The sequence below is a fragment of the Streptomyces albiflavescens genome (genome assembly GCF_014645835.1).
Lineage (GTDB): Bacteria > Actinomycetota > Actinomycetes > Streptomycetales > Streptomycetaceae > Streptomyces > Streptomyces albiflavescens.
Genome location: NZ_BMMM01000026.1, coordinates 135,775 through 146,574, shown reverse-complemented (window position 1 = coordinate 146,574; position 10,800 = coordinate 135,775). Strand labels below are relative to the sequence as shown.

Sequence of the window (10,800 nt, the reverse complement as noted above, 5' to 3'; positions counted from 1 at the left end):
GGCGTCCTATTTGTCCTACTGTCGTCCTTAGTATGTGACGTAGGCCCTATGGGGTGCTTCACTCCGCAGCTGCCAGAGGGTGCACGCGCGCCCACACGGAGCCACGGCGGAGTGTGACGCGCGCCGCAGGTCACCGCGGCTCGAACGTGACCGGGGTCTCGAAAGCGGCCCTGCGCGTGGCCCGGCGCAGCGCCTTGAGGAGGGTCGCGCCGAGCGTGAGGGTCAGGACGACGGTGACGACCGCCCGGCCCAGGTCCCAGCCGAGCGAGGTGGCCAGGCAGTACGCGAGGAAACGGGTCAGGTTGCCGGGGACGGTGTCGTGCGGGTCGAAGGCGACGTTCGAGGCCAGCGCGTCCATGAAGGGCCAGCCCTCCAGGTTCATGACGGTGCCGTACGCGAAGGCGGCGAGGAAGCCGTACGCGGCGAGCATCACCAGCTCGGCCCGCCCCCGCAGCCGGTCGGGGCCCGGCAGCAGCCCGGCGCCCAGGGTGAACCACCCCATGGCGAGCATCTGGAACGGCATCCACGGCCCGACCCCACCGGTGAGCAGCGCCGACGCGAACATCGTCACCGACCCCAGCACGAACCCGAACCCCGGCCCGAGCACCCGCCCGCTCAGCACCATCAGGAAGAACATCGGCTCGATCCCGGCGGTCCCGGCCCCGATCGGCCGCAGCGCGGCCCCGGTCGCGGCCAGCACGCCCAGCATCGCCACCGCCTTCGGCCCGAGCCCCGACTCGGAGATCGTCGCCGCGACCACGGCGACGAGCAGCACCAGAAGGCCCCCGAACAGCCAGGGAGCATCCTGCGCATGCGCATTGACCTGAGACCCGTGCCCCGCGAAGAGCGGCCAGGCGAATCCCGCGACGCCGGTGACGCTGACGAGGGCGAGCGCGGCTATGGAGCGGGGTCCCAGGTGGATGGCTTTGGTCTGGGTCTGGGTATGAGGCCGGGTCTGGGCCCGGGACTGGGTCTGGGTTTGAGGATGGGACTGGGTCTGGGACTGAGCCTGGGTCCGGGACTGGGCTTCCGGTGACGTCATGAGAGTGCGTTCCTGACCTGGGCCACGGTCAGCCATGGTTGTGGGGCCAGCACCTTGGTGACCTGTGGGGCGAAGGAGGGGGACGCGACGACCACCTCGGCGGTGGGGCCGTCGGCGACGATCTCGCCGTCCGCGAGGATCACCACACGGTGGGCCAGGTCGGCGGCGAGTTCCACGTCGTGGGTGGCCAGGACGATGGCGTGGCCCTCGGCGGCCAGGCCGCGCAACACGGTGACCAGCCGGGCCTTCGCCGCGTAGTCGAGGCCTCGGGTCGGCTCGTCGAGGAGCAGCAGCGGGGGGCGGGCCGTCAGCACGACGGCCAGCGCGAGTGCCAGCCGCTGGCCCTCCGACAGATCCCGGGGGTGGGTGTCGTCCGCGATCCCCGGCAGCAGCTCCGACACCAGCGCCCGGCAGGTGCCCGGCTCGGCGCCCGCGTCATGGTCGGCGGCCGCGCACTCGGCGGTCACCGTGTCCGCGTACAGCAGGTCCCGTGGTTCCTGCGGTACGAGGCCCACGCGTCGTATGAGTTCGCGCGGTGCCGTGCGGTGCGGCACCGCGCCGCCGACCCGGACGGATCCGGCGGCGGGCTCGACCAGCCCGACCAGCGCTCCGAGGAGGGTGGATTTCCCGGCGCCGTTCCGGCCCATCAGCGCGATGGCCTCGCCGGGGGCGGCCGTGAGGTCGACGCGCCGGAGTGCTTCGACGCGACCGCGGCGGACGGCGAGGGATTCGATCACGGCCGTTTGCGCGGGGGCGGGAGCGGTAGGGGTGGCCCTGCGCAGGAGCCGGGACAGGCGGGACGTGGAGTGGGGGCGCGAGGGGGAGGGGGGAATGACCGCGCTGTCGGCCCTCGGTGCGGTATCGCCCGCGACCTCGGCCAACCCCTCCCGCAACGCACCCGCCCTTCGCCGCGCATCGCGCACGGTCAGGGGAAGGGGGGACCAGTCGGCGAGGCGGCCCAGGCCCACCACCGGCGGATACACCGGGGAGACGGCCATGACCTCGGAGGGGGTGCCGAGGAGCGGGGCGGCGCCCGGGGACGGGAGGAGGACGACCTGATCGGCGTACTGGATGACGCGTTCCAGGCGGTGTTCGGCCATGAGGACGGTGGTGCCGAGGTCGTGGACGAGGCGTTGGAGGACGGCGAGGACCTCCTCCGCGGCGGCGGGGTCCAGGGCGGACGTGGGCTCGTCCAGGACCAGGACCCTCGGGTGCGGGGTGAGGACCGAGCCGATGGCGACCCGCTGCTGCTGGCCGCCGGAGAGCGTGGCGATCGGTCGGTCGCGCAGTGCCGCCAGGCCCAGCAGGTCCAGGGTCTCCTCCACCCGGCGCCGCATCACGTCCGGCGCGAGGCCCAACGACTCCATGCCGTAAGCGAGTTCGTCCTCCACGGTGTCGGTCACGAAGTGGGACAGCGGGTCCTGGCCCACCGTGCCCACCACGTCCGCGAGTTCGCGCGGCTTGTGGGTGCGGGTGTCCCGCCCGGCGACCGTGACCCGGCCGCGCAGCGTTCCGCCCGTGAAGTGCGGGACGAGACCGCTCACCGCGCCGAGAACCGTTGACTTGCCGACCCCGGAGGGCCCCACGAGCAGCACCAGTTCGCCCTCGGGCACCTCGAAGTCCACGCCCCGGACGGTGGGTTCCGCCGCACCGTCGTACGTCACGGAGACATCCTCGAAGCGGATCACGACGGCTCCTTGGGGATCGGGGCGACGAAGGCAGGGAGGAGACCGAGGAGGATCGCCGCCGCGGGCCCGAGCGGAAGGGCGGGGGCCACGAGGGGGACGACGCCGGGGCGCAGCGCCACGGGATCGTACGAGGCGGCGACGATCATCAGCGCCGCCACGGCCACGCCCGACCCCGCGACCAGCCAGGCCCGTGTGCCCCACAGGTCCGGCCGGTACCGCGTCCGCAGCGAGCGGCGGCCGCCCAGCCACAGGCCGCCGAGCGCCGCGGCCAGCCCGGCCAGCAGCACCGGCAGGCCGTAGCTGCCGCCCTCGGCGGTCAGCAGTCCGTACGTGCCCGCGCAGACGCCGAGCAGACCGCCCAGTGTCAGTACGGCGGTGGTGCGGCGGACGGCGGGCGGGACCTGGGCGGTGCGGCCGTAGCCGCGCGCGTCCATCGCCGCCGCGAGGGCGACCGAACGCTCCAACGCGCCTTCCAGGACCGGGAGTCCTACGTGCAGCAGGCCGCGCAGGCCCCGGTCGGGGCGGCCGCGCAGCCTGCGTGCGGCGCGCAGTCTCTGCACGTCGGCGATCAGGCTCGGGGCGAAGGTCAGGGCGACGACCACCGCGACGCCCGCCTCGTACAGCGCTCCCGGCAGCGACTTCAGCAGACGCGCCGGGTTGGCGAGGGCGTTCGCCGCGCCCACGCAGATGAGGAGCGTGGCCAGCTTCAGGCCGTCGTACAGCGCGAAGACCAGGCCCTCGGCGGTGATGCGGCCACCGATGCGGATGCCTTGGGCCCAGTGGGGGAGGGGAACTTCGGGGAGCGTGACGATGACGTGCGTGCCAGGGATCGGGGAGCCCAGGAACACGGCGAAGCCGAGCCGGATGCCGAGGACGGCGGCCGCCAGCTTCACGAAGGCGCCGTAGGAGCGCGCCCAGGGTGCCTCGGTCCGGCGCGCCGCCACGACGTATCCGGCTACGCCGACGAGGAGGGCGAGGAGGAGGGGGTTCGTGGTGCGGGAGGCGGCGGTTCCCAGGCCGAGGGCCCATATCCACCAGGCGCCCGGGTGGAGGGCGTTGCTGCGGGTCGCCTGCGGCGTGCGGGTACGGCGTCGCAGCGGGCGCCCGGTCGGAACGGCACCCGGCGCCGCAGGCTGTGCCCACGCTCCCCCAAGCTCTCGGCTCCGCTCGGGCAGGGGGGAGCCCCCTCGTCCTGCGGGACGATTGCCCACGGTGGCAGCGGCAGCGGTGGAGGCGGAGGCGCGCCCCCACCGGGCGGGTCGTTCCCTGGCAGCGGCCTTGTTCCGTTCGCTGCCGGCGCCAGCGCTTGTGCCGGCGTCAGCACCTGTGCCAACGCCAGCGCCGGCCGTCCGCTCCCCGTCACTGTTCGTCATCGTTCCCACCCCCGCCTCAGCCCCGGCGGCGGCGTGCCTGCCAGACGGCGGCCGTGCCCAGCAGGGCCACCGCGGCGGCACCTGCGAGCAGGCCGACCGACGGGCCGTGGTGGGTGGCCTTCGCCTGGGGGCGGGCGGAGGCCGTCGGTTTCGTGGCGGAGACCTGTTCGCCACAGCCGGTGCGCGGGTAGCCCGCGATGGCGCACAGGAGGGCGTTGGTGTCGTAGCGGAGGGGTTTCGCGACCGACGCGAGGGCGTCGGCCGTCGTCGCGTCGGAGGGGACGCGGGCGCACGCCGTACGCGGGGCCGGCGGCGTCTCGCCGAACGGCGCGTCCGCCGTCGTGCCGAAGTCGATGACCAGGGCTATGCGCTTGTTGCCCTGCTGGGCCGGGGTCTTCGCGCATATGGACGCGAAGTCCGCCGCCCCGCGCGGCTTCGAGGCGTCCTGCGAGTCCTCGCTCACCGCGAAGCGGAACCCCTCGACGTCGCCGTCGGACGGCCGCGCGGTCGACGGACCCTGGGTCGCGTACGTCCACTTCCCGCCGGTCAGGTCCCAGAAGGACCAGTAGCGGTAGCCGACGGCCCGGGCCTGCCCCGCGCCGCCGAGGAGGAGCAGCAGGGCCAGCGTCAGGGCCAGAACCGGCGCGGACGTCCGACGGCGGATCACAGCTGCTGCTTCTTGTTGCGGCCGCTGATCAGGAAGCCGATGCCGATACCGGCGACGAGACCGACGCCGACGATCCACCAGACACCGAGCCCCTTGTCGTCGTCCTTCTTCTTCTCGTCGCTCGGCGCGGTCGAGTGGTCGGACGCGTCCGCCGCAGGACCGGTCGCGCCGAGCTGCTCGACGAGGTTCGCGCCGCCGAACTGACGAGGGTCCGTGCCGGTCGCGTGGGCGGCGAAGATCAGCTGGGCGTACGCGGCCGGACCGGACTTCGCCGCCCAGGCGCCGGAGTTCTTCTCCAGCCAGGCGAGAGGCTCCTTCGCCGGCGACGTGGCGCCTGCGGCGGACAGCGCGACGACCGCGTCCGCCGTGTTGCCGTAGTCGGGCTGGTCCTCGGCACCGGCGAGAGCGGACTTCAGGTAGGGGGTCTTCTTCAGCGACTTGGCCAGATAGTCGGCGCCGTTCTGCGCCAGGTCCTCCGGTCCCGGAGAGTCGGTGGTGCTGCACTGCGTGAGGTCGTCCGCCGCGCCGGCCTTCGTCACGAACCCCTTGCCCAGGCCGCCGAGCACCCCCGCCGCCGTCGCGTCGGCGTTCGCCGCGAGCTTGCCCTTCTTGTCGGGCTGGTAGGCGAAGGCGCCGCCACCGTCCGAGCCGCACGCGATGGACAGAGCCACGAGCGCGTCGTACGGCGACTTGCCGCCCTTGGAGACATCGGCGGGCTTCTCGCCCACGGCCGTCAGCGCCCCGATCACCACGGACGTCGAGTTGGCGTCGCTCGCCCCGCCCGGGGTGTACCCCCAGCCGCCGTCCTTGTTCTGCACGGACTTCAGCCAGTCGACGGCCTTGCCCGTGACGGCGTCGTGCCCGCCGAGCGCGGCGAGGGCCTGCACGGCGGCGGCCGTGCTGTTCGTGTCGACCATCGTCTTGGCGTCGCACTTGGCGGTGGCGTCGGCGCGGTACGGAGCGAACGCCCCGTTCGCGCACTGCTGCCCGGTCAGCCAGTCGACGGCCTTGGCGGCGGGCTCGACGCCCACGGTGTGCTGGGCGAGCAGTGCGAGCGACTGCCGCCAGACACCGTCGTAGGTGGGGTCGGTGGAGCCGTACAGCCCGGACGGGATCGCCCGGGAGGGAGAGGGAGACGCGTCGGCGGCGAAGGCTGCCGGTGCGACGGCCGTACCGATGACGACGGTGGCTGCCAGTACCGCGGCGCTGCGGCGAACAATCATGACTCTCCCTGCGGGGAGCCGGGCAGCACCGGGCGCACGCTGGAGCATCCGGGCGGCTCCGGCTCCGTATCCCTCGACGATGCCGGCCAGCGGCGGGCTGCCGGTGGCACGAGCCGGTCACGGCCTGCACGGGGCGATCCGGCTCACCACCTGGCGGTGGTTCACGGTTGCGGGTCAGCGCCGGAATTGCACCGGCTTCCCCCCGTACGGGTGTGATGACGACCCGCTCACTCTACCGGGCCGTAGGAAAGCACCTGGGGGCCACCTGCGAGCCCGCGCGGGCGCCGGGGCAGTCCCGACAGACAGGGCTTAGTGTTCGGCCCATGCGAACGGGGAGACTGCTGGGCTCGGGGCGTTCGGCGGACGTCTACGAGATCGACGAGGCGTGGGTACTGCGGCGGGACCGGGAGGGGTGGGGCGACGCCGCGGCCGAGGCCGCGGTGATGGAGCATGTGCGCCGGCACGGCTATCCGGTGCCGGGCGTGCGGGCGGCGACCGGCCGCGACCTGGTGATGGAGCGGCTGTCCGGGCCGACCATGCTGGAGGCGTTCGGCGCCGGTCTGCTCTCCCCGCGGGAGGCGGGCGTCACCCTCGCCCGGTTGCTGCGCGGGCTGCACGCGGTGCCTGCCCGGGTTTCCGCCGACCCCGGCGTCCGCGTACTGCACCTGGACCTGCACCCCGACAACGTGATGCTCACCCCGGACGGCCCGAAGGTCATCGACTGGGCCAACGCCGAGGAGGGCGCGCCCGGCCTGGACTGGGGGATGTCCGCCGTGATCCTCGCCCAGGTCGCCGTCGGCGGTGAGCCGCACGCGGAGGTGGCGCGCGAGACGCTGGCCGCGATGCTCGGCGAGGGCACGCCCGGCGTGACGGAGGACGGTCTCGTCGAGGCGCGACGGCGCCGGGCGGCCAATCCGACGATGAGCGTGCGCGAGGTCCAACTCCTCGGAGACGCCGAGAAGTTGATCCGTACGTTGCTTCACTGAGCCACCCGTGCGGGAACCGTCGCCTCCACGGGCTGGCACAGGACCAGGGCGAGATCGTCGGCGAGGGCCGAGCCGGTGTGGGCGATCAGGCGGGCGTACAGGGTGTGCAGGGCCTCGTCGGGGAGCGGCTCGCGCAGGGCGAGTGCCGCCTCGCCGAGGAGGGGGAAGGGGGCGCCCTCCGGGTCGCGGGCCTCGGTCAGGCCGTCGGTGTAGAGGAGGAGCCGGTCGCCGGGCTGGAGCCGAACGCGGTACTGGCGCGGGTCGGGGTGCAGTCCCAACGGCGGTGCGGGGACGAGGGGTTCGAGGAGTTCGATGCGGTGGCCGGCGCGCAGGGGTGCCGGGTGACCGCAGTTGACCAGTCGCACCTCGCCGGGCGCGAACTCGGCGAGCACGGCGGTGACGAAGTCCTCGGGGCCCATCTCCGGAGCGAGCCGTGCGTCGAGGTTGCGGATGAGAGTCGCCAAGTCGGGTGCCATATAGGCGAGATCGCGAAAGCCCGTGATCGTTTCGGCGGTCAACCGGAGGGCGTCGAGCCCGTGGCCACGGACATCGCCGACGAGGACACGCAGTCCGTACGGTGTCACCGCGACGTCGTACAGGTCGCCGCCGACGGCCGATTCGCGGGCGGCGCTGTGGTAGCGGGTGCACACCTGAGTGCCGCCCAGGGTGCGGGAGATGGGCCGCAGGATCGCCTCCTGGGTGATCCGGGCGGCCTCGCGGGCCCGGTCGAGCGTCGCGATGAGCCGGGCGCGCTGCCGGGCCGCGTACACGGTGAGCGTGCAGCCGAGCAGCAGGGCGCTCCAGTGGACGGCGAACGCGAAGGTCTGCACGGTGCGGTCGCCGATCCCCATCGCGAGGCCCAGCACCGCGGACCAGCAGCAGGCCAGCACGGTGTGCCGGACGCCCAGCCGGACGCAGGCCAGCAGCGGGCCGACGAGCAGGAGCACGATGAGCGGTGGCACCCGGTCGAAGAGCAGATCCGGAACGGCGATCGCCAGACAGGCGACCAACGGAACCAGCACCAGCCACCGCACCTGCCGCCCGACGCCCGCGGTCACGTCACCCTCCCCGAGGCCGTCACCCGCGGCCGGTTTGCCGCCCCGGACGCCGACGTCCGCGGTCAGGCCGTCACTCCGGCCCCCGGCACCTGTGACCGGAGCGCCGCCTCCGGAGCCTGCGACCGCTGCGGGGTTGTCGTCTCCGGCCCCTGCGGCCGGGTTGCTGCTTGCGGAGCCTGTGCCCGCTGCGGGGTTGTCGTCTCCGGCCCCTGCGGCCGGGTTGCCGCCTTCGGCGCCCGCGCCCGAGTCGCCGCCTCCGGCGCCCGCGCCCGAGTCGCCGCCTCCGGCGCCCGCGCCCGAGTTGCCGCCCCCGCTCCCGTCACCCGTGGCCATGTCGCCCCCACCGCCTCCGCCCCTGGCGGCCATCCGTCACCTCTGCTCCTCTTCGCCCATCACCTGACAATCTCCGAATATCACCCTTCCCGCCCTCGCCAACAGGGAGTTGATCGCATCTCGTCGAAAGGTGCCCGAAAGTGACCGGGTGTTGCGTTCTTTCCGTTCGAGTTGCCCGAGCGGGGCATCGCCGGGGTGCTACCCGGACACACTGATCGGTGTGTCTGACAAGACGACTGGTGGACGGTCCGGCAACCTGCCCCCCGAGACGCGGAGCTTCGTCGGGCGACGGGACGAACTCGACTGGCTGGACCAGGAGTTGGATCCCGGGATCGGGATCGACCGGCTGGTGAGTCTCGTCGGGGTCGGGGGCGTCGGCAAGACCCGGCTCGCACTGCGGGCCGCGGGCCGGATCCGGGACGCCTACCCCGACGGGGTGTGGCTGGTGGAGCTCTCCCCGCTGCACACGGCGGGCCTGGTGGGCCTGGCCGTCGTGGAGGCGTTGCGGCTGGCGGACCAGTCGACGGGCCCGGTCATCGAGGTGGTCGCCGAATGGGCCGAGGGCAAGCGGCTGTTGCTGGTCCTCGACTCCTGCGAGCACGTCCTCGCGGACTGTGTGGCGTTCGCCGAGGCGCTGCTGCCGGTCCTGCCGGGGCTGCGCATCCTCGTCACCAGCCGTGAGCACCTCGGCCTGCCCGGCGAACGCGTGCTGTACCTGGACCCGTTGCCGGTCGCCGACGACGCGGTGGCCCTGTTCGCCGACCGGGCGGCCGCCACCGGATTCGCCCTCGACGACACCAACCGCACGGCCGTCGAAGCCGTCTGCCGCCGCCTCGACGGCATCCCGCTCGCCATCGAACTCGCCGCCGTCCGGCTCTCCGAGCTCTCCCTGGCCCAGCTGCGCGACCGCCTCGGCGAACGCCTGCCGTCCCGGCTCGATCTGCTCGTCGCGCGCGACGGCGAGGGGCCGCCGCGCCACCAGACGCTGCGTACGGCCATCGGCTGGAGCCACGAGCTGTGCACACCGCTGGAGCGGCTGTTGTGGGCCCGTCTCTCGGTGTTCGCCGGCGGCTTCTGCGTGCGCGCCGCCGAGGAGGTCTGCGCGGGCGGTCCGCTGCCCGCCGGGCGGATCGCCGATCTGCTCGCCCGGCTCGTCGAGCAGTCCATCGTGCGCCGCCATCGTGCCGCCCCGGACCGTTTCCGACTCCTCGACACCGTGCGGGAGTTCGGCGCCGATTGGCTGCGGGCGCTCGGCGAGGAACGGGTGGTACGGCTGCGCCACCGCGACCACTACCGGCGCCTGGCCCGCGAGGGGTGCGCCGAGTGGAACACCGGACGGCAGGTGGCGTGGTGCGAGCGCATCCTCACCGAGCACGCCAACCTCCGCGCCGCCGTGGACTGCGCACTCACCGAACCGGACCGACGCGTCGCCCTGGAGATGGCGGCCGACATCGGTTTCCTCTGGCGGCACTGCGGCTATTTGCGCGACGCCCAGCACTGTCTCGACCTGGCGCTCGCCACCGACCCGGCGCCGGGCCCCGACCGCACGCGAGCCCTGTGGGCGCGCAGTGCGGTGGCGCTGCTCCAGGGCGACCTGGAGGTCGCCGCCGACTGGGCGTTTCGGTGCGCCGACGCGGCAGGGGACCAGGGCGACCCGGCGGCGGTGGTGGCCGCCGCGTACCTCATCGGCGGTCAACTGGCCCTGAGCGGCAGGCTGTCCGAAGCGATCGAGGTGCTGTCCGCGACGCCTCGGCTGCCCCTCCGGCAGGACGGGTTCGGGGCCGCCCAGCTCCAGGTGCGCGTGGCGCTCTCCTTCGCGCACATGATGCGGGGCGACCACGAGCGGGCGCGTGCGGTGGCCGAGGAGGTGCGCGCGGCCAGCGTGGCGTGCGGCGAGTCGTGGTCGGGCGCCTTCGCCGACGGGATCGTGGCCCAGATGGACCTGACCCGCGGCGACGTCCGTGCGGCGGTCGGCAACGCCCGCACCGCCCTGGCCGGGCACGGACTGCTGCACAACACCGTCGGCGCGGCCATGGCCCTGGACGTGCTCGCCGCCGGTGTCGTCGCGGCCGGCGACGGCCACCGCGCGGCCCGCCTCCTCGGCATCGGCGCACGCGTGTGGGAACTCACCGGCCGCGCCCAGATGAACTCACCCGACCTCATGGCCACCCGCCGCTCGCACGAACTCCGCGTCCGCGACGAGATCGGCGACGCGGAGTACGAGAAGGCATACGAGGAGGGCCTCGCCCTGTCGTACGAGGAGGGGCTGGACTACGCGGCGCACGGTTGCTGACGGACCACTCGGCGGTTCGCCCCCGGTCACTGACGGGGTGTCGGCCCGCCGAAGGACAGCACCAGCGTGCTTGAGGCCGGCAGCCAGGTGTCGCCGACCCTGCGGAAGGCGTCCTCGTAGTTCCCGACGCCGCGCGC

Annotated in this window: 8 protein-coding genes; 2 read left to right on the top strand and 6 right to left on the bottom strand. The window is 73.7% G+C overall.

The window, feature by feature from the left end; translation table 11 throughout:
* Window positions 1-130: 130 nt before the first annotated feature.
* From IEY95_RS44160 to IEY95_RS44140, 5 genes are all read right to left on the bottom strand, one after another.
* A complete protein-coding gene (locus IEY95_RS44160) occupies window positions 131-1,042 on the bottom strand; it encodes an ECF transporter S component (RefSeq protein ID WP_189191930.1) in 912 nt (303 codons plus the stop codon).
* Window positions 1,039-2,730, bottom strand: coding sequence for an ABC transporter ATP-binding protein (locus IEY95_RS44155; protein ID WP_189191929.1), 1,692 nt, complete (start codon window positions 2,728-2,730; stop codon window positions 1,039-1,041). The genes IEY95_RS44160 and IEY95_RS44155 overlap by 4 nt, the downstream gene beginning before the upstream one ends.
* Entirely contained in the window at window positions 2,727-3,827 is a 1,101-nt protein-coding gene (locus tag IEY95_RS44150; RefSeq protein WP_189191944.1) for a CbiQ family ECF transporter T component, read from the bottom strand. Before IEY95_RS44150 ends, IEY95_RS44155 begins: the two co-directional genes overlap by 4 nt.
* A 292-nt stretch (window positions 3,828-4,119) precedes the next feature.
* Window positions 4,120-4,770 (bottom strand): SCO2322 family protein, encoded by a 651-nt coding sequence (locus IEY95_RS44145; protein ID WP_189191928.1) that lies wholly within the window; start codon window positions 4,768-4,770, stop codon window positions 4,120-4,122.
* Complete coding sequence (locus IEY95_RS44140; protein WP_189191927.1) at window positions 4,767-5,993, bottom strand: SCO2321 family membrane protein; 1,227 nt, start codon at window positions 5,991-5,993, stop codon at window positions 4,767-4,769. The genes IEY95_RS44145 and IEY95_RS44140 overlap by 4 nt, the downstream gene beginning before the upstream one ends.
* Before the next feature lie 323 nt (window positions 5,994-6,316).
* Between IEY95_RS44140 and IEY95_RS44135 the strand changes: the two genes are divergently transcribed.
* Window positions 6,317-6,979 carry a phosphotransferase gene (locus IEY95_RS44135; RefSeq protein ID WP_189191926.1) on the top strand — a complete coding sequence of 221 codons (663 nt, stop codon included), beginning with the start codon at window positions 6,317-6,319 and terminating at the stop codon, window positions 6,977-6,979.
* Here IEY95_RS44135 and IEY95_RS44130 read toward each other — a convergent pair.
* Window positions 6,973-8,403 (bottom strand): PP2C family protein-serine/threonine phosphatase, encoded by a 1,431-nt coding sequence (locus tag IEY95_RS44130; protein WP_229703790.1) that lies wholly within the window; start codon window positions 8,401-8,403, stop codon window positions 6,973-6,975. The two genes, IEY95_RS44135 and IEY95_RS44130, sit on opposite strands and share 7 nt — an antisense overlap.
* Before the next feature lie 187 nt (window positions 8,404-8,590).
* Here IEY95_RS44130 and IEY95_RS44125 point away from each other — a divergent pair, with 187 nt between their 5' ends.
* Window positions 8,591-10,663: an ATP-binding protein gene (locus IEY95_RS44125; protein WP_229703789.1), complete on the top strand. Its 2,073-nt coding sequence runs from the start codon at window positions 8,591-8,593 to the stop codon at window positions 10,661-10,663.
* Window positions 10,664-10,800: the final 137 nt, after the last annotated feature.

Excerpts from the sequence above, each read along its gene's own strand:
- IEY95_RS44140 (WP_189191927.1), bottom strand. The coding sequence starts at position 5,993 with ATGATTGTTCGCCGCAGCGCCGCGGTACTGGCAGCCACCGTCGTCATC.
- IEY95_RS44130 (WP_229703790.1), bottom strand. The coding sequence starts at position 8,403 with ATGGCCGCCAGGGGCGGAGGCGGTGGGGGCGACATGGCCACGGGTGAC.
- IEY95_RS44135 (WP_189191926.1), top strand. The coding sequence starts at position 6,317 with ATGCGAACGGGGAGACTGCTGGGCTCGGGGCGTTCGGCGGACGTCTAC.
- IEY95_RS44160 (WP_189191930.1), bottom strand. The coding sequence starts at position 1,042 with ATGACGTCACCGGAAGCCCAGTCCCGGACCCAGGCTCAGTCCCAGACC.